The 26,519-nt window shown below is 38.5% G+C and carries 25 protein-coding genes, 1 tRNA gene and 1 pseudogene; 4 read left to right on the top strand and 23 right to left on the bottom strand.

All coding sequences use genetic code 11. The annotated features are described in order from the left end of the window. Nucleotides 1-178 precede the first annotated feature (178 nt). The 3 genes and pseudogenes from tnpB to BUA11_RS09015 form a co-directional block, all read right to left on the bottom strand. Nucleotides 179-1,396: an IS200/IS605 family element RNA-guided endonuclease TnpB gene (gene tnpB, locus BUA11_RS09000; RefSeq protein ID WP_218587319.1), complete on the bottom strand. Its 1,218-nt coding sequence runs from the start codon at nucleotides 1,394-1,396 to the stop codon at nucleotides 179-181. Continuing rightward, nucleotides 1,338-1,569, bottom strand: a pseudogene (locus BUA11_RS10245) (transposase). Before BUA11_RS10245 ends, tnpB begins: the two are co-directional and overlap by 59 nt. Nucleotides 1,570-1,708: 139 nt before the next feature. Next, nucleotides 1,709-2,167 (bottom strand): YkgJ family cysteine cluster protein, encoded by a 459-nt coding sequence (locus BUA11_RS09015; protein ID WP_072760716.1) that lies wholly within the window; start codon nucleotides 2,165-2,167, stop codon nucleotides 1,709-1,711. A gap of 76 nt (nucleotides 2,168-2,243) precedes the next feature. Here BUA11_RS09015 and BUA11_RS09020 point away from each other — a divergent pair, with 76 nt between their 5' ends. Then, a complete protein-coding gene (locus BUA11_RS09020) occupies nucleotides 2,244-2,804 on the top strand; it encodes a methionine synthase (RefSeq protein WP_245789671.1) in 561 nt (186 codons plus the stop codon). A gap of 8 nt (nucleotides 2,805-2,812) precedes the next feature. Here BUA11_RS09020 and BUA11_RS09025 read toward each other — a convergent pair whose 3' ends face one another. After that, on the bottom strand, nucleotides 2,813-3,784 hold the full coding sequence (locus BUA11_RS09025) for a cation diffusion facilitator family transporter (protein WP_218587320.1): 972 nt from the start codon (nucleotides 3,782-3,784) through the stop codon (nucleotides 2,813-2,815). 13 nt (nucleotides 3,785-3,797) lie between these two features. After that, on the bottom strand, nucleotides 3,798-4,109 hold the full coding sequence (locus tag BUA11_RS09030; RefSeq protein ID WP_072760730.1) for an ArsR/SmtB family transcription factor: 312 nt from the start codon (nucleotides 4,107-4,109) through the stop codon (nucleotides 3,798-3,800). Nucleotides 4,110-4,277: 168 nt separating this feature from the next. On the opposite strand from BUA11_RS09030, the gene BUA11_RS09035 reads away from it, so the two are divergent. Beyond that, a complete protein-coding gene (locus BUA11_RS09035) occupies nucleotides 4,278-6,632 on the top strand; it encodes a homocysteine S-methyltransferase family protein (protein WP_072760731.1) in 2,355 nt (784 codons plus the stop codon). A 49-nt stretch (nucleotides 6,633-6,681) separates the two neighbouring features. On the opposite strand, the gene BUA11_RS09040 is transcribed toward BUA11_RS09035, so the two are convergent. The 9 genes from BUA11_RS09040 to BUA11_RS09080 form a co-directional block, all read right to left on the bottom strand. Continuing rightward, complete coding sequence (locus tag BUA11_RS09040; RefSeq protein ID WP_072760733.1) at nucleotides 6,682-7,077, bottom strand: succinate dehydrogenase/fumarate reductase transmembrane subunit; 396 nt, start codon at nucleotides 7,075-7,077, stop codon at nucleotides 6,682-6,684. 16 nt (nucleotides 7,078-7,093) lie between these two features. Further along, entirely contained in the window at nucleotides 7,094-7,624 is a 531-nt protein-coding gene (locus BUA11_RS09045; RefSeq protein ID WP_143145320.1) for a hypothetical protein, read from the bottom strand. A 72-nt stretch (nucleotides 7,625-7,696) separates the two neighbouring features. Beyond that, complete coding sequence (locus BUA11_RS09050) at nucleotides 7,697-8,944, bottom strand: hypothetical protein (RefSeq protein WP_072760737.1); 1,248 nt, start codon at nucleotides 8,942-8,944, stop codon at nucleotides 7,697-7,699. Nucleotides 8,945-8,984: 40 nt separating this feature from the next. Then, complete coding sequence (locus BUA11_RS09055) at nucleotides 8,985-10,121, bottom strand: alanyl-tRNA editing protein (protein WP_072760739.1); 1,137 nt, start codon at nucleotides 10,119-10,121, stop codon at nucleotides 8,985-8,987. Nucleotides 10,122-10,148: 27 nt separating this feature from the next. Beyond that, nucleotides 10,149-11,552 (bottom strand): glutamate--tRNA ligase, encoded by a 1,404-nt coding sequence (gltX, locus tag BUA11_RS09060; RefSeq protein ID WP_072760752.1) that lies wholly within the window; start codon nucleotides 11,550-11,552, stop codon nucleotides 10,149-10,151. 44 nt (nucleotides 11,553-11,596) lie between these two features. Next, nucleotides 11,597-12,628 (bottom strand): alkaline phosphatase family protein, encoded by a 1,032-nt coding sequence (locus BUA11_RS09065; RefSeq protein ID WP_245789673.1) that lies wholly within the window; start codon nucleotides 12,626-12,628, stop codon nucleotides 11,597-11,599. Nucleotides 12,629-12,771: 143 nt separating this feature from the next. After that, on the bottom strand, nucleotides 12,772-15,183 hold the full coding sequence (locus BUA11_RS09070; protein WP_072760756.1) for a sugar ABC transporter permease: 2,412 nt from the start codon (nucleotides 15,181-15,183) through the stop codon (nucleotides 12,772-12,774). Next, nucleotides 15,183-16,889 (bottom strand): ABC transporter permease subunit, encoded by a 1,707-nt coding sequence (locus BUA11_RS09075; RefSeq protein WP_072760759.1) that lies wholly within the window; start codon nucleotides 16,887-16,889, stop codon nucleotides 15,183-15,185. The genes BUA11_RS09070 and BUA11_RS09075 overlap by 1 nt, the downstream gene beginning before the upstream one ends. A 140-nt stretch (nucleotides 16,890-17,029) precedes the next feature. After that, complete coding sequence (locus BUA11_RS09080) at nucleotides 17,030-18,217, bottom strand: sugar ABC transporter substrate-binding protein (RefSeq protein ID WP_072760767.1); 1,188 nt, start codon at nucleotides 18,215-18,217, stop codon at nucleotides 17,030-17,032. 297 nt (nucleotides 18,218-18,514) lie between these two features. Here BUA11_RS09080 and BUA11_RS09085 point away from each other — a divergent pair, with 297 nt between their 5' ends. Continuing rightward, nucleotides 18,515-19,858: a cyclic 2,3-diphosphoglycerate synthase gene (locus BUA11_RS09085; protein WP_072760769.1), complete on the top strand. Its 1,344-nt coding sequence runs from the start codon at nucleotides 18,515-18,517 to the stop codon at nucleotides 19,856-19,858. Between the two features lie 76 nt (nucleotides 19,859-19,934). On the opposite strand, the gene BUA11_RS09090 is transcribed toward BUA11_RS09085, so the two are convergent. The 3 genes from BUA11_RS09090 to BUA11_RS09100 are packed head-to-tail and all read right to left on the bottom strand — an operon-like array spanning nucleotide 19,935 to nucleotide 22,119. Next, entirely contained in the window at nucleotides 19,935-20,177 is a 243-nt protein-coding gene (locus tag BUA11_RS09090; protein ID WP_072760771.1) for a hypothetical protein, read from the bottom strand. Nucleotides 20,178-20,225: 48 nt separating this feature from the next. Continuing rightward, on the bottom strand, nucleotides 20,226-21,446 hold the full coding sequence (locus BUA11_RS09095) for a HAMP domain-containing sensor histidine kinase (RefSeq protein ID WP_245789675.1): 1,221 nt from the start codon (nucleotides 21,444-21,446) through the stop codon (nucleotides 20,226-20,228). Then, nucleotides 21,421-22,119 (bottom strand): response regulator transcription factor, encoded by a 699-nt coding sequence (locus BUA11_RS09100; protein WP_084634432.1) that lies wholly within the window; start codon nucleotides 22,117-22,119, stop codon nucleotides 21,421-21,423. The genes BUA11_RS09095 and BUA11_RS09100 overlap by 26 nt, the downstream gene beginning before the upstream one ends. 74 nt (nucleotides 22,120-22,193) lie before the next feature. Here BUA11_RS09100 and BUA11_RS09105 point away from each other — a divergent pair. Beyond that, nucleotides 22,194-22,281: transfer RNA gene (locus BUA11_RS09105), tRNA-Ser, on the top strand. Nucleotides 22,282-22,309: 28 nt separating this feature from the next. On the opposite strand, the gene BUA11_RS09110 is transcribed toward BUA11_RS09105, so the two are convergent. The 6 genes from BUA11_RS09110 to BUA11_RS09135 are packed head-to-tail and all read right to left on the bottom strand — an operon-like array spanning nucleotide 22,310 to nucleotide 26,190. Next, nucleotides 22,310-22,960 (bottom strand): hypothetical protein, encoded by a 651-nt coding sequence (locus BUA11_RS09110; RefSeq protein WP_072760775.1) that lies wholly within the window; start codon nucleotides 22,958-22,960, stop codon nucleotides 22,310-22,312. A 9-nt stretch (nucleotides 22,961-22,969) separates the two neighbouring features. Further along, nucleotides 22,970-23,947 (bottom strand): elongator complex protein 3, encoded by a 978-nt coding sequence (locus BUA11_RS09115; protein WP_072760800.1) that lies wholly within the window; start codon nucleotides 23,945-23,947, stop codon nucleotides 22,970-22,972. Continuing rightward, nucleotides 23,947-24,390 carry a GatB/YqeY domain-containing protein gene (locus BUA11_RS09120; RefSeq protein ID WP_072760777.1) on the bottom strand — a complete coding sequence of 148 codons (444 nt, stop codon included), beginning with the start codon at nucleotides 24,388-24,390 and terminating at the stop codon, nucleotides 23,947-23,949. The genes BUA11_RS09115 and BUA11_RS09120 overlap by 1 nt, the downstream gene beginning before the upstream one ends. Before the next feature lie 22 nt (nucleotides 24,391-24,412). Continuing rightward, entirely contained in the window at nucleotides 24,413-25,384 is a 972-nt protein-coding gene (locus tag BUA11_RS09125) for a histone deacetylase family protein (protein WP_072760779.1), read from the bottom strand. Beyond that, the gene (rpiB, locus tag BUA11_RS09130; RefSeq protein ID WP_072760781.1) at nucleotides 25,385-25,822 is read right to left on the bottom strand and encodes a ribose 5-phosphate isomerase B; all 438 of its coding nucleotides are present in this window, start codon (nucleotides 25,820-25,822) and stop codon (nucleotides 25,385-25,387) included. Nucleotides 25,823-25,854: 32 nt separating this feature from the next. After that, nucleotides 25,855-26,190, bottom strand: coding sequence for an STAS domain-containing protein (locus BUA11_RS09135; protein ID WP_072760783.1), 336 nt, complete (start codon nucleotides 26,188-26,190; stop codon nucleotides 25,855-25,857). Nucleotides 26,191-26,519: the final 329 nt, after the last annotated feature.

Consider the following 26,519-nt stretch of genomic DNA (forward strand, 5'->3'; position numbering starts at 1 on the left):
CGCCTTAACATCCGTGTAAAATAATTATATCATATTGTGAACTACCCATTACTAAAGTCACAGGCTTCCTGCTTCATCGACCGGACTTGCTGCAGTGTTACTTGACAGTAGAGGCCCAGCCTCCACAGGCATGGACTTTCGTCCTCGGGTCGTCCCAGCCCTACCAAAGATTCGGTTATCACGTTATCCCGAGTTGCAACAGCCCTTGTCTTAATATATTCTTCGCTGCGTTTTCATCCCTATCATGTTCCATTCCACACTTTGGACATTTCCATGTCCTTACACTTAGTTCTTTTACTCCCTCATTCTTGTGTCCACACTTGCTGCAAATCTGTGATGACGGAAAACTTGGTGATACCTGCAAGAATACTCGTCCATACCGTTCTGCTTTGTTTCTTACCATCTCTACAAACTTTGACCATGATACATCATGAATACTCTTTGTTAGATGACTATTCCGTACAAGATTCTTAACTCTCAAATCTTCGCAGATAATTGCTTGGTTTTCGCTAACTACCTGCGAAGATAACTTTTCCAGAAAGTCCTTCCTGATATTTGTTACTCTTTCATGCATTCTTGCAAGCTTTATTCTTATCTTCTCAAAGTTCTTGCTTCCTTTCACCTTCCTTGCAAGCTCTCTTTGTAACTTCTTTATTCTCTTTTCATATCTTGCAAGAATCTTTGGATTCTCAATATGCTTTCCTTGACTGTCTACATAGAGATCTTTAACTCCTAAGTCTAAAGCTATTGCGAAATTTTGTGGCGTTTCACTAATTCTACGATTGTACACTTTCTCTTGTTCTACTGTAATTGATACATAGTACCTCCCGCTTGGGGTTAGTGTTACGGTTGCACTTTTGATTCTGCCATCGAAAGTTCTATGGATTCGTGCTTTTACCCAACCGAGTTTCGGAAGCTTTATCTTCCCCCAGCAACGGCTTTTGTCTGGATTTATTATTATCTCACCAAAATCGACTTGTATATTGTTATTCGTAGAGTTCGTCGTATACGAAAACCGATGTGATTTCTTTGTCTTGAATTTTGGACATCTTGCTTGTTTTTTGAAAAATATTTTGTAAGCATTGTCAAGATTTATCAAAGCATTTTCGAGAGCAAACTTATCTACTTCCCTAAGCCATGGATATTGCTCTTTTAAAACACTGTTCAAATGCTTTCGACACTCAGGTTCAGTGGTCGAAAGCTTTTCTTCTTTGTATCTTTGCTCTCTCCAAGCAAGGAAGTAATTCCAAACAAATCTTACACAACCAAATGTCTTGGCTAACAGTGTTTTTTGTTTTTCATTTGGATAGAGCCTGTATCGATAGGTGACTATAATACTAAACTTGCTCCTTTTGAGAATTGATGTATTTCTTGATTTGCTCTTCAGTATTTTCACTCACCGTAGCAACAAAATATGACGGGTTTCCCTGTTCTTTTGCAATTTCCTGTAATATTTTTTAGGTCTGTTTCTATTTCACCTTGAAGAATTCTGTGTATGTACTTTACGCACCACACTATATGATATTGAAGGGAATATACGTACCCTCTTTTGTGACCAATTATAGGCATTTTGTTTGCCCATCTAAGGTGTGTTATGATTCTACACATATTATACAATAGCAAAATCAAGTCTTCATCTATTCTGTGCTCAAAGGTATAACAAATATAATGATATTATCTCTTACTCCTGCCTAAAGACACGAGAGTGTTAATTCTCTTCAACTTCTATTGCCGCATCCATTAAGATGTCGTAATACTCCTTCCACCTTCTTGCCACAGTTTGCCTCGTGTATCCTTGTGGATCACACCTCTCGTCCACTTTTGGTACCAACATTCTACAGCTTTCTGGTCTTTTCTCAAACTCGAGCTCACATCCGTGCGGGGTTAAAAACGTACATTCCCCAAGATAATTATGATCAAAAACGCTTCCTTCAAATCCTTTCACTGCTGGGCGAACAAAGTACAACCCCTCGTCTTGGTTGATCCAATCGATAGTCCACATTCCTGTCGATAAAGCTTCGATAAGGTTCGTTCGCAATTTTTCAATATCTGGTGCACCGAAATCCTCCGGCGTTGCTGGACCAGGGTAAGTCTTACAACACTTCCCACCACAACTTTTACAAATTGCCAAGTTCTCTACACCAATTGGTTTAATGTTTGAATTCATAGCCCACACTCCTCACAGAATTGTTTTTAATTATGGTAAAATAATTTCAAAAGAGTGCTCGAAAGGAGGAAAAAGTTTGAAAATATTCATCCCGGAGAAAGTACACTACATGCCACCGAAAAAAATCTACCTTGCCCGCACAGGAGCTGTGTACTCAAAAGTTCTTAATGATGAAAAACTTATGGAAGTGGCAAATAGTATCTACCTCAAAGGACTACAAATTGCCAAACCAGTCGTTTATTGGAACATTTATGATAAAAGCTCTCTAAGATCAGACATGATACCTTCTAAGTACCACGCCTACAAAATCTTTCTCATTTTTGTTTCAACACTCGGAAGAGAAGTAGATGAAGAAATTGAGAATTTGTCAAAGATTTCAACACTACAAGCAACACTTTTAGATTCATGGGGTTCTGAAGCACTTGAATCGCTCAATGACAATTTTGAAAAGTTCTTTAAAAAAGAGCACAAAGCTGAACTAACAATGCGCTTTTCTCCTGGATATGGCGATTTGGATTTAACTGTGAATAAAGATTACGTCAAATTACTCGGTATCGAAGACAAAATTAGAGTATTGGACTCTGGATTGATGATTCCGAGAAAGACCACAACGTGCATTGCGGCTATCATAGAATGAAAAAAAGTTCATTTGCAGTCTATTACACCAGAAGCAGAGCAGCCGTTATATTCGAACTGAATTGTAACATGCGTTATTCCAAATTCTTCATCGAGTTCGTGCTTTATCTTTTCATAAATCTCCATAGATTTGCTAACCGTGATATCTTCTGTCAAATTCACATGCCCCTCAAAGAAGATGCTCTTTTCATCGAGCCTCCAGATATGTACGTGGTGGATGTCTTTTATATTCTCTATCTCATTAAGTTTTCTCACAACTCTTTCTACTTCAATTTCGCTCGGAGCACTTTGCATCAGGATTGAAACTGATTCTCTTAGAATTTCAAAACTTTCTTTAAGAAGGTATAGCGAAATCCCTATCGTTAAGATAGGGTCTATAAATTTCAAATCGAAAATCCATATCATCACCGCACCTATAAGGACTGCTACCGAAGAAAGAGCGTCAGTTAACATGTGCAAATACGCTGACCTTATGTTAAGACTACTTTTTGACCATCTTCTTAGTATGACCATGCTGAGTAAATTAGCAATCAAACCTATCGTTCCAACAACTAAGACAATCTCGGAATTTATTTCTACTGGATTTACAAAACGTTCGATAGCTTCCCGTATTAACAATACACCTATTATCAAGAGAGTCGATGCGTTAAACAGCGCTGCAACTATGTTTGCCCTCTTATAACCAAATGTCTTTCTCGTATTTGCACTTTTCCCTGATAATTTAAAGGCAAAGTACGATATTACCAATGACAGAGAATCACTCAAATTGTGCATCGCATCCGATACGAGTGCTAAACTTCCAGCAATTAAACCTCCGATTATCTCCGCGAGCGTTATTCCAAGGTTTAGAAGGACAACAAAAGTAAATTGTGTCGGACTCAGGTTTGAGACACCATCTCCATGGTCATGGTGTGAATGGATATGGTCATGACTATGGACATGATTTACAGCATCTGTTCTATCAGCTTTTTTCTCACTCACAGACATTCACTCCTCACTCTTTTGCATTCTTATGTTCGATATGTTCAAATGCTTGATTGATGACCTTTTCAACATGCTCATCATCTATGGAATAGTATACGTACTTTCCAACTTTTCTGTACTTCACAATCCCAAATTGTCGAAGTAAACGCAATTGATGGGACACAGCCGACTGGCTAATTCCAACAGTTAGTACTATTTCAGAAACTGTCTTCTCGTCGTCCATAAGTGAGTTAATTATCTTAAGCCTTGTCTCATCAGAAAGAACATTAAAAAACTCGGCAACATGTCTCAATAATTCTTCGTTCTTTAATAGTCCCAACAACTAAATCCCTCCTGTTCTCGAGAACATATGAACATATGTTCATATATAGTATGCATCAAAATTCAACATTTGTCAAGTCAAAGAGATGAGTTAGTTTCTTTATGAATCTGAAAAATGTGATATAATTATCAAAAAGTACAGAAATCGGAAGAATTGGGGGTGCAAGTATTGGAGAGGTTAACACGAAAGAAATTTGCGGAAATATTATCTCAGCAGGTCCTTTTCTTAGACGGTGCGTACGGTACGGAATTTTTTAAGAGGGGGCATATAAAGGGAAGGGATCCGATAGAGATTTTGAACATAAAATCCCCTGACGTTGTTGAAGAACTCCAAACTGAGTACGTGAGAGCCGGTGTTGACTTTCTATTAACGAACACGTTCAGCGGCAATCGTCATAAATTAAAGAAGCTCGGATATGAAGATTATTTCCAAGCAATAAACGAAAACGCTGTGAAAATAGCCAAGAAGTCTGCAAGCGTTTCTAAGAAACAGGTTTATGTGTTAGGTGACATTTCCTCGCTGGGCGAGTTGTTGCAACCGATAGGAGAACTCGATTCTAAGTATGTTTACGATATTTTAAAGGAACAAGTTGAACTCTTAGTCAGAGCAGGTGTTGACGGAATAATAATCGAAACAATGAGCGATTTAAAAGAAGCGAAACTTGCTTATTTAGCCGCAAGAGATGTTTCATCCGATATACCGATTCTTGTAAGTATGACTTTTGAAGAAAACGGAGTCACTGTAACAGGTACGAGTCTGGAAGTTTACATATCGTTATTCAACGACTTAGACGTAGATGCGGTAGGCATTAATTGTACACTTACACCGGACAAGATGCTTCCACTTGTGAAAAAATTGTCTCAGTTCTCAACTAAACCCATATTTGTAGAACCAAACGCCGGTAAACCAATACTTGGACCAGATGGAAAGCTTACTTACAAGACAACCCCGGAGGAATTCACAATTTACATAGAAGATTACGTAGAACTTGGAGCAAACATTGTTGGTGGATGTTGTGGTACCGCTCCAGAGCATATCATGTACATGACACATCACATTGGAGTAAGGACTCCTAAAAGAAGAAAAATTGAGGAACTTAACGTCGTGAGCAACAGAACTTACATGGTAAATCTCGAACCGTTTCTGGTTATCGGAGAACGCATAAACGCATCAGCAAAGAAGAAACTGCACGCTCAAATAAAAGAATTCAATTTTGAGAACGTTAAAAAACAAGCTAAAGATCAAGAAGCAGAAGGCGCGCAAGTCTTGGACGTTAACCTTGGACTTGAGAGTGTACTTACCGATGAACATTTCAGAAAGATTATACTGGAACTCGATAAAATAGTGAGTCTTCCTTTGTCACTCGATATACAATTCAACAACTTCCTTGAGACTGCTCTCTTTGAATACGTAGGAAGACCGCTCATAAACTCTTCTAAGGCGTTAAAAGAAGACTTAGACGAGAAGATACGATTGATGAAACGTTATGGCGGCGTGTTGATTGTTCTGGCAATGGGAAAGGAAATACCAAAGAGTGCGAAAGAAAGGTATGAAATTGCTAAACAAGCAGTAGAATACTTAGAAGAAAACGGTATATCGCGCTCTCGTGTATACGTGGATCCTTTAGTTTTGCCTATAGGTGCTAACCAAGACTACCAAGTAACTTTAGACACCATAAAGATGCTTGTCAATGATGGGATAAAGACGAGTATAGGTTTGTCGAATTTCAGTTTTGGAATGCCGAACAGAGAGAGCCTAAATGCATCATTCTTAAGCTTGGCAATGTATTTTGGCCTTTCAGCCGCTATATTGAACACCGCGGAACAGACAACGATGAATATTTTGTCCGGTATGAAAAAGATCCTTAAGAAGGAATTGACGGATACGGCAGTTGGATCTTCAGAGAATGAACTTGTAACATATATCTTAAAAGCAGACTCAGCGAATGCAGAAAGGAATGTTTTTTCCTTCTTGGACACACTAACGCCTATTGAAATAGCTCAAAGTGTCTTGACAAAAGCCATGGAGGAGATAGGAAATCTGTATTCAGCTAATAAGATATACCTCCCGCATCTTATCCTTGCAGCTGAGACTGTTAAACCGATATTTAATAAACTGCTTTCAATGATAAAGGAAAAAGATTCTGTAAAGCTCGGAAAGGTCATGCTCGCTACCGTTGAAGGAGATATACATGACATTGGTAAGAAAATTGTCGCAACAGTACTTGAAAGTGCTGGTTTCGAAGTTATAGATATCGGAAAAGACGTACCAGCTGGCGAGATTGTAAAGAAGTTCTTTGAAATAAAACCGGATATTATAGGGCTGTCTGCAATGATGACAACAACCGTGGTGCAAGTCGGAAATGTCGTCACAGCTCTCAGAGAAAACAATATTCATGTACCCGTTATTTCTGGTGGAGCATCTATGAACGAAGAACTTGCAAGGAAATTCGGCTCGTATTATGCAAAAGATGCACAAGAAGCTGTTAGATTATGCAAGAAATTGTTAAGTCTTGAGAATTGAAATTGTAAAAAACAATGAAGGGGACTTCCGTCCCCTTTTGTATTTTCGTTCATCTTTTCGTGTAATAGTCAGTTATAACCTCAAAAAGTTCATCTATTTCTTTTAATTTAGCTTCCTTTACCTCCAAAGGAAGTGAAGATAAAGACAGCATCCTTCTTAAGTAGTAATACCTAACAGAAATATCTGAATATGAGTCGTTGGGTGTTGCATTAAAAGTTTTAAAAGCCTTCAGAAGTTTTTCATCTGCTTCTGCTCTAAGATTTCTATACTGTTTTTTATCAAATTCGTTCCTTCTTCCAACATCAGTACCTGATTCTGGTGAAATCAAAAATCTTACTAAGATAAATAACGTGTAGACAGTTAGGAAGATAGCAAATATCCTTAAAATGATAAACAAGATGCTTATTGGTGGCATCGGAAACGTGAAATAGAACTCATATTCCACAGAACCACCTTCTTTATCAAGCATTCTTAGAATAGTATTCTGTCAAAATCTCATAAGCTTTTGCAAGCTCGTCTAGAACTTTCTGTCGCATCTCCTCAGACATCTTGGCTCTGTTGAATTTCTTAACAAGTTCATAGTACTTTTCGCTTACTTTAGTATACGGTACATTCGATTTAAGACCTAAAAGTCTGAATGCCTCTGCAACACCCATGTCTTTTTCAGAGGAAGAAGACAAACCTGTTTCAGAGAAACTTCTTTTATACTCAAGCGTCTTTTCTCTTGTATAGTCTTCTGAAGTTTCTTCAAAATCCGATTCTGTTTTTCTTTCCTTGTTAATTAAATCCTTAATGTCCGTGCTTCTTTCTCTCGTTGGCTTTTTCCCGCCTTTGAAAATCTTGACGATAGTAGACAGTATTGCATAAGCAAAAATTACGAACACTAAAGTAGGAATGATTATGAAAATGAATGGCAATACTTTCTGAACAAACATAAAGAAATAGTAGTTCTCAAAAACTGAACCAAAGATTGAAAGAAATATTAAAATCATGAATGCAAAAAACACAAAGCTAAAACAGCCACTTAATGCATTCTTCTGCTTACTTGCCCCTTTTTCAGACAATCATTTCACCGTTCCTTTTTGAATGATAGAATCACCCTCAACATATGCAACGAATGTCGCGGAAGATTTAATTTTCTTTCCAAGCATCGTGTTTATAAGCGGTTCAAAGTTTATGAAAACACCCATAAAATACTTTGGATCATAGTTTGCTGTAAAAAACGTCTTATCTCCGGGTTTGTATTTGTTCGGTGCGACCGTGTACGTAATCATTCTGTCATTCTTTATAAGTAAATAACTCTCCATACCATTTTCTGTAGTGAGAACACCATATTTTTCAGAACCTATCGTAACATACTTCTTGACTTCTTCTGGCATTTTGAATCCACTTCCAAAAACAACCGAGTAGGATGAAACGGAAACATTTTGGTTATTTTGATTACTCTGATTAGACGTTTGACTCTGTGAATCTGCACTAAGCAAACTACTCACAGCTGAACCTATATCTGCCGATGCGTACATCACACCACTTATACTCACGTTTGTTATATTTGCAACGGATAACAATGCATCTAAAGTGCTCTTTTTCAAAGCCTCAGGTATCTGCCTGTTAACGAATATGAGCAAATCCCCTCCAACGTTCTTATCTCCGAGCACATCGACTGGTTTTGTGTTTTGCAAAGTTTTAAGTGCATTCTTTGCAGCCTGTGTCTTTGCATCTATTTTCTGATAAAGCACAAGTGCGTTGTTCTCCACGCGGATGTATCCGTATCCTTCAAACGATATATCTTTATCTACAATATTCGTGTACGTAACACCGAGATTTCCCTTCAACGTGCTCGATAGATTTGCTGGTACTTTCCCTCCGCCAACTTGCACGTCTGAATACACGAAGTAGTTTTCTACAAATTTTACTTTCTTGAGAGTCTCTTGTTCTAAGAAGCTTTCAAGGACTTTTCTGACTTTTGTTGTGTTTTTCACAGGTCCAAGTACGACAGTTATATTTCCTTCTTTATCTGTAGTAACAAGCATTTCTTTCGTGAATAGGTCGAAGTCGCTCAGTGTGTACTTCATAGATAACAATTGTTGTTCGAGAACACCTAAGACGAGAGATTCAAGACCAATTCCCGTATCAGCCAATAAAGTCTGACCTATCGGAAGCGCTTTGAAGGCATCGTACGCTTTTGGAAGATCCGGGACATAAACAAGCATGGAATAATCCTTTGGCAAGAATTTCAGCGCATCGGCAAAACTCACTGTTAACAGCAGTATGGTTAGTAATAAAAAGCTCAATAGTTTTCTCAAGCTCATAGTTGTTGCACCTCCTGGAATTTTTTAACATAATATAGGTTCAATCTCTATTGTACACCTCATGATATACTTCTTCAAGTTCTTCAAATTTTAACTTTTTGGTAGGTTGGTAGTTAGCAAATTCGCTCTTTCCACCACCTTTTCCACCAAATTTCTCTATTAACTTTGATACAAAATTTCTTACATCGTATTTTTTAGAAGCAATTATGTATTTGCTGTTATCGTAAAATACTAAAATGCTGTCTTCGAAATTTCCAATTTTAGCTAAGAAATTCCCAACTTCTGTGTATCCTTCTAAGTATACCAGACCTTTATTTGACAAATTCTGACTCAAAACAGTTGCGTATTCCTGCGAAATCTTAGAAAGTAGTAAAGCTTGGTCTCTGCTCTGGTTCAAAAGCTTTTCCACACGCAGTTCCAATTCGCCCACTGAAGATGTGAGCATTTTGGAAAGTTTTTTTAAGACGGAATTGTATTTTTGAAAGTATTTCAACGCCCTCTTCCCAGCGACTGCGTAGATCCTTGTGAGATTACCCTTGACTTTCTCAGCATCTATTACTTTTATCAAACCTACCTCGCCAGTATTGTTAAGATGAAATCCACCACACGCAGAAACGTCGAAGTTGTCTATTTTTATAAGCCTAACTTCTCCGGTAACTTTATCGCTTAAGGGTTTTCTCAGGTTGTAATTCTTAGACCCCTCAATGTCCGTTATTATCTCTTCTATTGTATAACAAGATTGTGTAACTCTATTGGCGAGCTCTTCTGCCTCTGAGATGACTTCGCTTTCCAAAAATGGAACGTCGAGATCTATAGTTGAATACTCCTCGCCCATGTGGAAACTGACGGTTTCTATATCCGCAACCTCTAAGAACGCAGCTGAGAGAATATGCTGTCCGGTATGTTGCTGGGCGATATCTTTACGTCGCTTTTGATCGACAATGACTTCATGGATACCTGGTGTGATAGTGCCAGCAATCTGATGGACAATTTCGTTATCTTTTTCAAAAACATGAAAAACATCTACTCCTGCAATCTTCCCCCTGTCACCGAGCTGGCCACCCTTACCGTCTGGATAAAACGGTGATGCATTCGCATATGCATAAAACTTTCCGTCTTTTTCCTCGATTCTTGTAATTTCTACCGTGCTCTCAAAATACCTCTTGTGTATGAGCAACTCAATCACCCCATAATGCCGAGAGTATTATTCTAATTTATTTATGAAATCCACAGTTTTGCCCAATCTCTTTAACGTCTCTTCCTTTCCCAAAACCACTATGCTTTCAAATAAACCAGGTGTTACAAGCTTTCCTAAAAGAGCACCACGAATAGTCTGGAATACTTTGTTTGTACCAAGACTTAATTCTTCTGCAATAACTCTCAAGGTCTTTTCAACGTTTTCAATAGTGTAATTTTCGAGTGCTTCGAATTTTTCAATAGCTAAGCTTAATATAGATCTGGCTTCCGGCTTTTTGACAAATTTCTCAATATAGTCCGATGAGTATTCATATTTATCATCCACAAACGGGAGGACAAATTCGTATAATTGCTTTAAAGTATTTACTTTCTCGCGGCATATGTTAATCACTTCCCTTGGAACATCACTTTTAATTCCAGTAAACTTTTCCCATTCTTCAAAATATGCATAGAGCTCATCGTTAGATAACAACCTCATATGCTTTCCATTTACCCATTCGAGTTTTTGATAATCAAAAACTACGTTCTTATTCGATATCTGATCTGGTGAAAAAGATTCAATTTTCTTTGTATAATCAAAAATTTCCTCGTCGACGCTCCAACCAAGAATTGCCAAGTAGTTAACTAACGCTTTCGGAAGGTATCCTTCTCTTCTAAAATGCTCTACAGCTGTTGCTCCGTGTCTTTTACTTAGTGGTGTTTTATCAGCACCGAGTATCAGCGGAATATGCATGAACCTCGGTGGAGTCCAACCCAAAGCTTCATATATAAGTAGTTGTTTTGGCGTATTCGATATATGGTCTTCACCACGCAATACATGTGTGATGCCCATGAGATAGTCATCGATCACAACAGCGTAGTTGTAGACAGGATAGCCGTTTGACTTAACGATAATGAAGTCTTCCATGTGCTCTGTTGAAAATTCAATCGTACCCTTAAGCATATCGTCAAAAGAAAGAGTTCTGTTTTCTGGTACTTTGAAGACTATTGTATACGGATTATCGGTTTCTGGCTGCTTTTCTGTTTTATACAGTAGTTTCTTTGGGTCGTCTTTGTCGTAAACAGCAAAATACGCATGCCCCACCTCAACGAGCTGGTAGGCATATTTTCTATACAGTTCGAGCCTCTCACTTTGCCTGTAAGGACCATACTCTCCACCAATATCAGGACCTTCGTCCCAATTCAATCCAAGCCATTTCATATCGTTCATTATCATACGTTCGGATTCTCTCGTGGACCTTTCTGTGTCAGTATCTTCTATCCTAAGTATAAACTTCCCGTTATTCTTACGTGCGAAAAGCCAGTTAAATAAGGCTGTTCGAGCACCGCCCACATGTAAGTATCCGGTTGGGCTTGGTGCAAATCGTACTCTTACTTGTCGTTCGTTAGCTACATTAATTTTTTCTGTCATCTCACCTTTTCCTCCCGCTTCTAAGTTTATTTTATACTTTTAATTCATCGTCTCAAAAACACCGCAGGAACATACAATTCTTCTTCAGTGAGCCCACCGTGCATTCCTGCGAGCCTTTCCTCGCCTCCGCTGTACATATATGTGAAGGCATTATTCTTTGTTGCAATCATTATAGCATCACCTATTCTGTTGTACAACTCCGGGTGTGTTCTTCCAGGACCAAAGAGTTCCATCTCGAGCGCTTCTTTATTAGACAAGAAAATTGCTGAATTTGGATAATTCTCGTCAAAGTATAACCTTAACGCATCGTAGGCACTACGCTTCAAAAGGTAGAAATACATCATCCTCATCTCTCCACCGGGTGGAGAAGATAAAAGTCTATTAAATGAATCCGTAGGTTTCAAGAAGTTGTTGCTCGAATTTGGAATTTGAATCATTCCGTGATCAGAAGTGATTACAAAGAGCGAGTCGTGTGGCAGACTTTCAGAGGTAAATCTTTTCAATTCCATAAGTATCCTTGTCATTTCCATATCGTATGCATCGCTATCTGGTCCTTTTTTGTGCCCCAATCCGTCCAAGTGTCCCCAGTAAACGTAGAGAATTCCGCTCCAGTCTTCTAAAAGTTTCTTTCTAAGTGTTGCTAACAAGTCGCCCATGTAGTAATAACCCATTATATGTCCGTTCTTGTGTATTAGGTAAGATAATCCAGAATTGGCAATCGACGCGTGTGTTATAACTCCGCCGTACAATCCCTTTTCCTTTAACTGGTCAAATATGTTATCTATTCGATGGAGTCTTTTTTTCAGAATACTCGAGAATATATTTCCTTCAATTCCAGGATAAGTAAACTCTATCATGTTTGCAAGTCCGCCGATTTCTCTTAGGTAAAGAATATATCCTAACAATCCGTGTTCTTTTGGGGTCTTCCCTGTAAACCAACTTGTAACAGCCGCAGCTGTTGTAGAAGGAAAAACGCTCGATACCTTCAATATACTTTCAAACCCAAGTTTTTCGTTCACTTGGATAAATTTGTTGTATCCCATTCCATCAACAAGAAATATAACTATCTTATTCACTCCATTGAAAAACCCCTCGAAGGAACCTTCGAGGGGAAATTCTGGGTGATTTGAATGACATCCAAAATGTTTAAGAAATCGTGAGAGAAGATTTACAATAGATTTTTGGTAATCAGGCAAATAAAGCTCGTGCTCATTTAACATTAACCTTTTACTGCTCCTTTCACAAGGCCTCCAACGATGTACTTTTGCATCAGTAAGAAGAGTATAACCATTGGTATCATACCTATCATCGCTGCTGCAGTGAAAAGTCCCCATTGTGTTTCAAATGGTCCTGTCGAGAATGTGTAAAGACCGATAGCATAAGTGTACTGTTGAACGTCTTGGAGAATTATCCTTGCAAGAACGAATTCATTGAATGTCCCCATGAAAGTTAGTATTACTATAACAGCAAGTATTGGTGAAGCGAGTGGAAGAACTATCTTTACGAATGTCTGCCATCTTGTTGCGCCATCTATAAGTGCGGCTTCTTCAAGAGAATCTGGAATCGTGTCGTAGTATCCTTTGATAAGGTACATATTATAGGCTATACCACCGAGATACGCAAATATAAGACCCGAGAGCTTGCTTAAGCCAAATCCAGGTATGTACTTTCCAGCAAATGCCAAGAACGTGTAGATAGCTATCATGTACATTATTGCCGGGAACATTTGAATCAGTAACAATCCCATTATACCATACTTTCTTCCTTTGAACCTCATTCTACTGAACGGATATGCGGCTAGTGCTGTTACAGCTGTAATTATTAATGAAACTGAGAGCGAAACGATAACACTGTTCAGTATCCATCTCATCATGTAATGGTCAGGTTTCCTTTGCCATATCTGGTCTATTCTGAATGAAGCACCATCAATCTTTTTAGAATAAGCAGTTATATCCTTTAAATTCAATTTATCGGAGAGTTCGGAAGACTTCCTTGACATAACGTTCATATTTGGCACAACATTGTTTCTGTAAACAGAGAGCACAGTGTCAGTAAGCCTTTCCATTGACATTGGTCTGACTTTTACGCCAGTTTTTGAAACGGGCATAAATCTTGGACCTTGGATTTCTATGTCAGACAGGTATAACTTCAAGTCACTTATGAAAGGTCCATAATTTTGAACGAACAAGTCATAGTTTGTGAACATATCTTTAGCGGTTCCGGGCCAGTCAAGTTTATTTGCTATGCTCCTTAGTGTTTTTTGCTTTTTCTCATCCCTAATCAGACTTGCAACATCACTGACTATGCCAAATATTCTTTTTGATTGCAAGTTCAGCATCTGGAGCTGTGCAGGTAACCTCATGTTTGAGACTCTTGACTTAACTTCGTTCAACTGAACAATGGCAAGCTGCGCTTTTAGGTAAAGCAGTGCATCGTGTATAAGTTCATAAGCCTTTTCTATCTCTGTATTTATCTCTTCTTTCCTTTTTTCGAGTTTATTTTGCATAGCTTTGTACTTCTCTATCTGACTCTGGAGCGCTAACATCTTACTTGTATAATTGTTAAGCTTACTGAGCATTGAGACCGCCTCATTTACCGTACTTGACACCCTTACAGTGAATGTATCAAGCGTATTCAAAAAGTCAGCGTATGGTGCCTTGTCTTTATCAACTGCGGCAGACCAGTTATTTAGTACTAAATCATAATATTTTTGAAATTCTGTCAATGCTTGATCTATATCGTTCAAGTCTGTGAACTTTTGGATGTTCAACTGTATGTCTTTAATTTTACTCAGGGTGTTGGTGAATCTTTCCATAATAGCTGTTTCGTCCGGAATCATTTCCGCATAGACACTTGAGTTTTTTGCAGCTTCGAGCAGTTCTGAAGCAGATTTCAAGACAAGAGTATATTCCGAAAGCTGCGGAATAAGATAAGAACGTATTGTTCGAACGGAGGCTAAGAATACACCCTGATACTGTGCATAGGATTTTTCTAAGGGTTGCAAAGTCATCTTAACGCTGCTGATTTGCGAATCTATCTCTTCCAATTCGGATTTCTTATTGCCAATAAGGAGTTCCCATTCCTTTTGTCCTTGGTAAGGGTCGATATCAACAAGTGCACTCAAATCCTCTCCGCTGTTATAAAGCTCATATGCGGCAACTTGTAAATACTTCGTCGGCTTTTCAAACTTTAGCTCACCAACTATCTTATCAATGTCACTCACATAACCTTTTATTAAAGCATCAGAATTTTTCTCGAAGTATTCCCTTAGATTCGATATTGCCGTGTCTATCTGAGACTTCAAATTTTCAGTTTCTTGTATATACTTTTTGAACCTTTGGACATCCTCTTTGAAATATTGGGTTGCTTTTTCTATAGTTATTTTATCGTGTGGTGGAGCCATTAGTATAAGTGCATCCATATCGGATACGAGCCTTGGTCCATTCTTTTCTGGTGCAAGAAGGTCGATATAATTTTGAAGGGTCATTCTACTACTGAAGAGCTTCGTCGAAAATGCCGCGTTATCCCTTCTAAGCGAGGTAGAAACAACCCATACTATTGGAAATAGAACAGCTACTGAAATGATTATGAGAATTATATGTGTTAGAATTTTTCTCTCTTTTCGAACCATTATCTATTCACCTCCTCAAAGGAGCCGGACAAACGGAAGTTGATGAAGCTGAGAGTTCCAACTATAAGGAATATGATAATTGAAATTGCCGATGCAAATCCGAAATCCTGACCTCGTCCACCTTCAAAAGCGAGCTTGTAAGTGTAGGATATAAGAATATCAGTTGAACCAGCTGGTGTGGTTGTATTTGGCATCGCTGGTCCACCACCAGTTAAGAGGTAGATATTAACAAAATTGTTGAAGTTAAACGCGAAGCTTCCAACCAAAAGCGGTGCTATTGTTGTCATAAGAAGTGGGAATGTTATCTTCCAAAATCTCTGCCATTTGTTAGCACCATCGATAGCAGCTGCTTCGTAATAGTCTTCCGGTATGCTCTGAAGCGCACCGAGTGAAACAACCATCATGTATGGAAATCCGAGCCAAGTATTGACGGTAAGAACAGCAACCTTTGCCCAGAATGGATCATTAAACCACTTAATCGGTTCCGCACCAAAAAGCTGCGTCACGACAAACTTGTTGAGAATACCATATGTCTCATTGAAAAACCCATTCTTCCAAACAAGAACTGAAATGAATGCAGGAATAGCCCAAGGAATTATCAGCAATGACCTGTAAATCGCCCTACCTCTTAAGTTCGGATTATTAAGAACAAGAGCAAGTATCAGACCAATTACAAAAGTGAAGAGAACGCTGAGAGCTGCCCAGGTGAAGTTCCAAACAAATATCTTTGCAAAAGGACCTGAAACAGTCGGATCTGTGAAAATTCTTGTGAAATTCTTCAGTCCATAACCAGAGATGTAGCCACCAACTGCTACTTTTTCGCCTTTTTCATTTATATCGTAAATAGTACCATTCTCTTCGATTAACGGCCTGTTAGTAATCGTATTAATCAATACTGTCTTAACTATGCTCTTTCCTTTCTCTATAGTTTCTGCGAGACCAAGTTTGTACATGTGCCTAATCTTATACATATACAATTTTCCTTCTTCGTTCTGTCTCACAGCATATCTTTCTGACGATTTATCGACAAACTCTATTTTACTCATAGTTGGGAAGAGAATAGAATACTTAAAGTAATCTTCGTTAATTTGTGTAGAAGTATCGTCTGGACTGTAGAAGTACTTATATATATTCCCCGAGTCTTTTATTAATTCAATTCTTCCATTTTGAAGTTCTGTCTGAACTCCACTTTCGTTAATTTTGAGAAACTGCGCCTCAGCTAAGATTAACTGACCAGCTTCGCTTTTCAAGACGTTGTAATCTTTCGCAATGTAAGTTTCCGTTGCCGAAGAAACAACCACTACAAAATCGGATGTTGGTTGAGTGCCGTCAAACTTTACGTAAACACTGTAATTGAGTGGTGTGCTTTCTTCCACAATGTACGTGTAAATTGGATCAACCAACAATCTCTCAACGACTTCCTGTCTTGTCATTATGTGACCAGTTCCATAGTTCGTGAAAGCTGTTCTGATCGTAAAAGCTATCGGATAAAGCACAAGTATAAACAAAAGAACAAGAGCGGGTATCATGTATCTGTACGGATAAGCGTTCCTGTTAATTATGAAAAAGTCAATCAAAAATATAAGCACAAACAAAGTTACAGATAGCTCATAAAAGCCTCTGCCAAAAAGGAAAATCCCTCCAAGAACTCCAAATACTGTGAAAAACACCAAAAAGATCCAGCCAAGCACTTTCAAGAATCTCATGGGTATTCCTCCCCGACTGTATTTTTGAACATTCATTTGGTACGTTTGACTTTGAAAGAATGTTGCAGATTAGGTTTTGATATAGACATTAAGAAAAAGCACGGGGGCATACCCCCGTGCCCCTATCTGTATTTCAAGAATTATTTAATCTGTGCTTTAATCTGTGCAACTGCGTCTGCAAGTGCTTTTTCTGCTGGTACTCCTTGGTCAAGCGTCTTTGCGAGTGCGTCTCCCATTGCTCCCCAAACTGCTGCCATCTCTGGAACATTTGGCATTGGAAGTCCGTACTTTCCAAGGAAGTCTGCGAATTTCTTTGTAAGTGGATCTCTTGACATAACAAGTTCGTTAACATCGCTTCTTGATGGACATCTTGGGTCAGCTTGCCAAATTTGGAACATTATGTCTTTTGTTGCGATGAATTTTGTTAAGAAGTCAAGTGCGAAGAGTTTATTCTTGCTCTTTGCGTTAACCATGAAACCTTGTGCACCGAAGAATGGCTTTGGATTCTTTCCGCCAGGGAGTGTTGGAATTGGTGCAACGTCAAAGTTGATACCCGCTTGTTTGTAGCCTGGAACTGCCCATGGACCATTGATTATCATTGCTGCAAGACCATCTTTGAAGAGACCGTCCATTGTATTGTAGTTGTCACCTGATGTGAGTATCTTTTCATCAACAAGTTTCTTTATGAGTTTAAGACCTTCAATTGCACCTGCGTTTGCAAGTCCAACGTCTTTTACGTTAACCTTTCCTGATTTGTCCGTTCCGAATACATAACCGCCCATACCAAAGAATGCAAATGAGCTGAAGTAGAAGTTTTTGTAATCGTAAATCAAACCTCTAACTTCTCCGCCAAAGTCCTTTTCAATCTTCTTTGCAAGTGTTATGAGCTCATCGAATGTTTTTGGTGGGTTCTGAACGTAATCTTTGTTGTACATTAGTGCAGGACCGTCAAATGCATATGGAACACCGTAGAGTTTTCCATTGTAGGTGAAACCTTGGAGTGGTGCTGGGAAGTACTTGTCTTTTTCTGGAAGGTTTATTGGTTCGAGTAAACCGTTGACAACAAGTTCTCCAACCCAGTCGTGTGCTCCAACGATGATATCTGGACCTTCTCCTGCTGGTGCTGCTGTTAAGAATTTCGACTTGATGTCACCAAAATTTACCTGAACGACATCAACCTGTACACCATACTTTGCTTTGTACTGATCCGCAAGTTTCTTAAGAATAGGAACTTGTGCCTCAGATGTCCATATAGTAATCTTTTTGGCTTGAGCAAAAGCCAAGAAGACAAACAATACTGCTAAAACTACCGTAAGAACTTTTCTCATACACTCTACCTCCCCTTCTAAGATAATGTGGAAACCATTAGTATTATACTACAACAAGTAAGAAAGTAAACAACATTTTGGAATAGTTTCCAAGAATCTGTGAAAAGACTTACAAAACCTTTGAATACATTAGAGAACATACTTTTGCATACGCGAGCATACAAGAGCATAATAATATACTTAAATTATTTTTTCTGAAATTCATTCTTTGCTGTTATTGAAATTACACCCTTTACAATGTATAATTAGTCTGCATTCATTCGAAAATCATGGTATATAAAGTTGGAGGTGAAAGTGATGGAAAAAAGAAGGAGAAGAGTTATCATCTTAGGTGCCGCAGGAAGAGATTTCCACAACTTCAACACATTCTTCAGAAACAACCCCGATTACGAAGTTGTAGCATTTACAGCAACTCAAATTCCTGATATAGCAGGTAGAGTATATCCCGCCGAGCTTGCTGGACCACTTTATCCAAACGGAATTCCTATTGAAGATGAGGCAAACTTACCCGAGTTAGTCAAAAAATATGATGTTGACGAAGTAATCCTTGCTTACAGTGATTTACCGCACCAATATGTTATGGAAAGAGCTGCTATAGCTCTTGCTACAGGTGCGGATTTCAAATTGATGGGTCCAAAAGCAACAACTGTTGAATCAACAAAACCTGTTGTATCGGTGTGTGCAATCAGAACAGGTTGTGGAAAGAGTCAGACAACAAGAAGAGTTCTTGACATACTCAGAAGCAAGGGCATGAAGGTTATTTCCATAAGACACCCGATGCCATACGGCGACCTTGTTGCACAGAAAGTTCAAAGATTCGCAGATTATTCAGACCTTGATAAACACAACTGCACAATTGAAGAGAGAGAAGAATACGAGCCACATATCGACAGAAAGAGCGTTATCTACGCAGGTGTTGATTACGAGGCAATATTGAGAAGTGCAGAAGCAGAAAACCCAGATGTAATTCTCTGGGACGGTGGAAATAACGACTTTCCATTCTACAAGTCTGACCTTCAGATAGTCGTTGTTGACCCACACAGACCAGGCCATGAAGTGACATACTATCCAGGCATGGCAAACTTACTCATGGCAGATGTCATAGTAATCAATAAAGAAGAGACAGCAAATAGGGAAGATATCGAGACAGTGAGAAGAAATATCGCAAAGTGGAACCCAAATGCAATAGTAGTAGATGCAGCTTCTCCAATTTTCGTTGATGATCCATCACTGATCAGAGGCAAGAAGGTTCTCGTTGTTGAAGATGGACCAACCCTAACACATGGCGAAATGAGATATGGAGCAGGTTACGTTGCAGCAAAAAGATTTGGAGCAAAGGAAATTATTGACCCAAGACCATTTGCTGTTGGCTCAATAGTTGAAACATACAAAAAATACAACCACCTTGACGTTATACTCCCAGCAATGGGTTATGGTGAAAAACAAATTAAAGAATTAGAAGAAACAATAAACAAGTCAGATGCTGACGTAGTTATCATTGGTACTCCAATCGACCTCAGAAGAGTTATGCACATAAATAAACCTGCAGTAAGAGTTAGGTATGAATTGCAAGAAATCGGCGAACCAACATTGGAAGAAATACTTACAGATTTTCTCAAACAAAAAGGGTTACTTAAATAATAAGTGCAGTAGAAAAAAGGCGAGTGGAAAATAACCACTCGCCTTTTCTTATTTTTTGTAAAGTGTAGTTGCAAATTCAAACACTTGTATCGATGTTCTGTCCTTGATAAAGCTGACCTGCGATCCTAACAAGCTTGAGATTCATATCTTGCTGTTTGTAAAATGCAAATTCCAGTGTTTTCAGCATAAGTTCTTTTGCTTGATTTACTTGTGTTTGAACATCAGAGACTCCAGATGTTCCAGAATGTACTGGAACACTTCGTTGAATAGGAAACATACTGATACCTGTATAACCGGATCCAAGACCGTTAACTTGCATAAATATCACCTCATATTTGTTATCGACCAAAATTTGATAGAATTAATATCACCCATTCTTAATCTTAAGAATTGAAAACACTGTACGTTCATCAGAACTATACAGCTTTATCTGTAATCCAAGTTTCTTAGCTATTTCGCTTGCTATGTACAAGCCCAACCCTGTTCCAGAAGAGTTTTCACCTTTATAGAATCTCTCAAATATTTTGTCCCGAACTTCATCTGATATCTTTGGTCCATGGTTTATGACGTCTATCTTGCCGTTATCTATGCTTACTATAACAGGTGGAGCACCGTGGGTAAATGCGTTGTCAACAAGGATAGTCAATATTATACCGAGTCCTTCTTTGTTCGTTTCAATAGTTCCTTCCCCTTCAACGATAACTTCTCTGTCTTTAAACTTGTGTTGTACAATTTCTGATATGAAGTCACGAATGTTAATCTTCTCTTCCGTAAGAGTTTCCACCCTTGCTATTAACAGCATATTCTCTATGATATTTTTAATTTCTTTTGCGCTTTCTTCTATCGCCTGAACAGATTCTGTAAGTATCTCTTCATTTTTCGCTCCCCACCTCTTAAGCATGTTTACATAACCGAGAAGAGTCGCAATAGGCGTTCTAAGCTCGTGGGAGACCGCAGACACGAAAGATTCCTGTGCCTTGTAAGAACGTTCAATTCTTTCCATCAAATCATTGAACTTCGACACTAATTCTTCAACTTCCAAGCTCTTAGGTTTAATCTTTACCCGATATGAGACATCTGACCTACCAAGAAGTTCAATTTCTGAGACGAATGCTTTTATTTCCTTTACACTTTCCTTCGTTAGTACATAGGTAGATAAGAAGATACCTCCAGCGATCAATACTATGGTGAACATGAAAATCTTCCTTATGTTCTCCAAAAACCGCATCGCAGGTGTAACATCTTTTCCCAAAATAATATCATCAAGTTTCACAAAGTAGTAGTGTTTATCCCCAATCTTTTGAAATCCGTTTACATCTTTCAAACCTATACCATACGGGTCATTGATAACTTCACCGGTAGACAAATCCGCAACATAAACATCCCATCTTAGAACGAAATATTGCTTTCCAACCGGTGTATCTACAACTGTGACAAACCTCTGAGGATTGATGAAGTCTGAAGTAACACTTCGAACAGCGAGGACGTAAAAATATCTGTAAATAAGCAGAAGTGCTATAGATACAACTAAAACAGAAGCGAGAGTTGTGAAGAAAGATATCTTAGTGGTCAGTTTCAAGTTTCTCACCAACTAACTTGTATCCTATACCTCTTACTGTCTTTATTATGTCTGGAGATAGCTTTTTTCGTAAATAATTAATATAAACTTCGACTGTGTTGTCAGAACCGTAGTAATCAATTCCCCAGACTGCGTCTAAAATTTCTTCTTTACTGACTGCACGGCTGTGATTCTTTAAAAGGTATAACAAGAGTTCAAATTCAGTTTTGCTCAAGTCAACTTCCCTTCCATTGAATAAAACAACATGCTTATCTTCATATACTTCCAAATTCCCTAATCGTATCGGTGTTGATATCGATATGTGTTTTCTCCTCAATAGCGCTCTTATCCGTGCCAATAATTCCTCGTTATCAAATGGCTTTGTAAGGTAATCATCAGCTCCTGATTCAAAGCCTGTTAGTTTGTCTTTTTTCATTCCCAAAGCTGTAAGCATCAAAATGAGAACATCAGGGCTCAACTTTCTGATTTCTTTTGCAACTTCGTATCCATCAGTATCCGGAAGCATTATATCCAATATAACCAAATCAGGTTTCTCGCTCCCAAAGTTTTCAATTGCATCGATACCACTCTCGTAGGTAACGACACTATATCCAGCATGCTGTAACTCCAATTCGATCAGCCTTCTAAGCTTTCTATCGTCTTCTACTATCATAATTTTCGGTATATTACTTGTAGAACTCACTGATGAATTCACCTCTTTTGCATATTGAAAAATCTTCAGCTTATGATATACTATTTGAGCAGAGCTTAAAGGTCGGAGGCGTGTCCGAATGGCTAAGGAGCCGGTCTCGAAAATCGGTGGACCTCGCGGTCCTTGTGGGTTCGAGTCCCACCGCCTCCGCCAATTTTTATTTTATATTGAAATCTTTCGATTACTTGCTTGTTTTTACCGACTGATAGAATTCATTCCTCCAAAGCATGTCAAAGTCAATTCCATCATTTTTCAACATTTCAAAAAAATCATAGGCGAAAACCTTCATTATGCTCAAAGAGTACTCATCGTCGAGTATCACAATATAGTAGTATGTAATAACCTCTCCGCTTGATTTTGTCCATATCTTGAAAACTGGTGCCAAAGATTCGTCACTCGTTATGTGCTGATAGAGCTTATCAAAAACCAGTTTCAAATTTTCTGCGTAAAATTCTTTTTTCGCAGGATTTTGAGAAACGATTTTTTGAAGAATTTCCTTCTGCAATTCATCGATTGATTCTATAACTTTCTGATATGCCGTTTGGAGAGCAGACTCTTTTACGGTTCGCTCGTTAAAATTTGGGCCTGACGCCTGACCAAGTCCGTATATTACTTTGCTTTTCTTGTCCTTGACCCAGTCATTGAGTCTATTGGTTAAAACATTATTTTCGTACACCAAAGAAACAGAAGGATCACTTTTTCCAACGTCCGGAATAACCTCCTGTACGGATGGTAAAGCAACAGGTTCCTTCGGAATTGTAACCAGAACTTGTGTAAAAAGCAGTGTTGTAGCTACTACTCCAAATATCAACCAAAATATTAATTCCTGCATCATACCACCTCATGAAATTTTCTGTAGCGTGAATTCATCAACAAATCTGCGTATAAACACCTTGTAAGGAATGCTGTCGAGCAGAATATCATCTGCTTCGATTTCTCTCCGGTCGAGTTCTATATTGGAATTCCCATAGGCTGAAATCCAAGACTTATATCGTCTGTTGTACTGAATTTGGTGTATGTCGTACCTTTCTACCAGCATCCTTATTATAGAACTTCTAACAAGGTCACCGAAAGAAGGATGATATGGTCCCGCGACGATGAACTGCTTTTGTGAATCAGGTACATAGTATCCTAAACGAGTTACAACCCCTCCGAAACTCTCTACAAACATTGTCATTTCCGAAATAATAGTAACAGCATCTTCAAGAGTCAAAGGTTCATATTCACCATTATTGTAAAGTTGCTCCAGTTCCGTGTCTTTGAAAACAATAGTCGGATGTATCCTGAAAAGCTTAACTCCTTCATTTAAAAGCTTACTGACAGTGCGTAAATCCTTTTCACTTGTGTCATACGGAAGCCCTATCATCAAGTGGGCTACAACTTCAAAATGATTTTGAACGAGTCTAATTGACTTTAGAACGTCTTCCTTAGTATAGTTTCTCTTAGAATGTTTTAACACATCATCGTCTAAGCTCTCTACACCGAGTTCTATTGTTTTAACATTGCCTGATTTCAATATTTCCAAGATTTCTTCATCTATACTATCAGGCCTTGTAGATATTCTTTTTGGAATATCAGGCCTTATTGATAACAATCTTTTCATAACATCTTTTGGAAGCCCTGTAAAAGTGCCACCATAGAATGCTATTTCGTCGATATCATTTTTGTCTTTAAGAAGCTGTTCCAAAACATAAAATTTAGGAACATTTTCACCAGTCATTATCGACTGATTGCAATAAACACACCGAGTCTTGCACCCTAAGTTTGGAAGAAATATTGGATATATTTTCAGTTTATTCGCAATTTTCACTCGATTCATCAACTCAATAGTTCCTTCACCACTTCATTGACTAACTTACCATCGGCCGAACCTTTGACTCGTGCCATAACTTCTTTCATAACTTTTCCAAAATCTTTCTGCGTAGCGTTAAGTTCCTTAATTACAGCGGACACAATTGCGGCAATCTCATCTTTTGACAGCATCTTTGGAGCGTATTCTTCCAGTATCTTAAGCTCTTCTTCTTCTGCCTTTGCAAGGTCTTCCCTTCCAGCATTCCTGTAAGCTTCTATCGATTCTTGTCTCTTCTTAATTTCTTTCAGTATCAGCTTTTGTATGTCCTCATCGGTTGCCTCTCTTTTTTCACCCTCGACTTCGAAATATCCAATAGCCGTCTTAATTGCTCTAAGAACTCTTAGTCTGAGGTCATCTTTATTCTTCATAGCTTCTTTCATATCGCTCAAAATCTTTTCCTTAAGGCTCATTTATACTCCTCCTTGCATAATATTAGCTTAGGAATCCCTCAAGAAAATTCTTTACTGCAGAGAGATTTGAATAATGATTATAACCACCTTCATGTACTAAGACTTTGTACTTTACCTTTGATGTGGCATCAGCAATCAGTCTGCCTGCTATCTTGTAATCTTCAGATTTTAAAGAAAACTTACCTACTGGATCTTTAACATGCGTATCGGTTCCGAGAGAAAGCAAAAACACATCGGGGCTAAATTCTTGAATCTTCTCCAGTGCCTTTCTTAGTGCCTCAAAATAAATCCTTCCATCAGTTCCCCTTGGAAGTGGTATATTTATATTCTTCCCTCTGCCTTTTCCCTCACCTATCTCGTCTTCAAAACCACTGTACCATGGATAGAATTCTTTTGGATCACCATGCAAAGAGACATAGAGCACATTTGGATCAGCATAAAAGATGTCTTGCGTGCCGTTACCGTGGTGGAAGTCAACATCTAAGATTGCAACCTTCATACCCTTTTCTTCAAAAAATTTCGCAGCGATTGCAACATTGTTGAAATAACAATAACCACCACCGAAACTACGCATCGCATGATGCCCGGGTGGCCGAGTTAATGCATATGTTACTTTTCCACTTGTGAAAGAACACTCTGCAGCAGACAATGCAACGTCCACTGCCCGTTTAGCTGCAATATAAGTAAGATTGTTTATAGGAGTTCCAGTATCAAAAATTAAATCGACAAAAAAGACTTCTGGAATATATTCACCAGATACTTCCTGAGATTTTTTGACAATGTACTTAAAATATTTTTCAGTATGCACTTTGAGAATCCATTCTTCAGAGAATTCAACGACGCTTCCTGATTGAAATTTCTTATTTAAATAACCTAACACCCCAGTAAGTCTCTCGGGTTTTTCTGGATTTCTTACGAATTTTCCATTGTCGATTTCTTTCCTTGGTACAAAATCAACGTTCAAATCTGAAAAGAAAACGAATTCACACGACATTTATTCCTCAAGCTCCTCAATTTTCTTAACTCTTCTTTCGTGCCTTCCACCTTCAAATTCGGCAGCAAGAAACGCATCAACTGTCCATTTTGCCAGTTCAATACCCATAAGTCTGCCAGGCAAAACTAATATATTAGCGTTGTTGTGTCTTCTGGCATATGTCGCCATATCAGGGAAAAGACACAAAGCCGCTCTTATTCCCTTTACTTTATTCGCTGCTATTGACATTCCTATTCCTGTTCCGCACAGCAATATTCCATAATCGCACTCTTTCTTTACGACCTTTTCCGCAACCTTTTTGGCGTAGTCGGGATAATCGACGCTTTCAATTGAATAAGTACCGCAATCGATGACTTCGACCTCACTCTTCTTCAAATGTTCAACAATCCTTTCTTTTAATTCAAAGGCTGCATGGTCACTGCCAATGGCTATTTTCATATCGATCACACCCATCATTTAGAATTATAGAATTACTTTATCGCATTTACGGCTTCCATCACTGAAGGATACGACCTTATAACTTTATCAAGCGCCGTCATTGCAAGCAGCTTCTTAACATTTTCATTTGGACCTGCAAAAGCTATTACACCATTTGCTGAAAGAGCACTTTTGTGTAAGCTCACGAATGTTCCCAATCCAAAACTGTCTACTGAATTCACCTTTGCAAAGTCAAAAACGATTTTAGATTTTCCTTTTTTTATGAGATTGTCCACAACCCAATTTCTAAGTGACATGGCATTTTGCATATTAATTTCTCCGTCGAGTGCCACTACCGCAACACCGAACTGCTCTGTAAAAGTGTACATATGATCCCCTCCTCGTATAATAAGTTCGGTAAAAATTAAAATTGGTCTTTGAAAATTGAATGCATATTTTTTAACACCTCTGGTAAAATAGTTTCAGGTTGCCCCTCCTTGAGACTTTGTTCTCTTAAATAAGATTGCCTAACTAGAGTACAGCTTTTTACTTGCCGGAAAATGTTTTGCCTCGTTTTCTTATGTACCGCGAGGTTGTAAGGCTGTACTCAATCCGGAGGTGATTCCTTTGGCTATTTTAGCTATTGATGTCTCAAAGAACTATCTTTCTTTCTTTTCTGATTTCATCGGTAGTGGGACTGTTGAGAACTCTCCTCAAG

The sequence above is a fragment of the Fervidobacterium gondwanense DSM 13020 genome (genome assembly GCF_900143265.1).
GTDB lineage: Bacteria > Thermotogota > Thermotogae > Thermotogales > Fervidobacteriaceae > Fervidobacterium > Fervidobacterium gondwanense.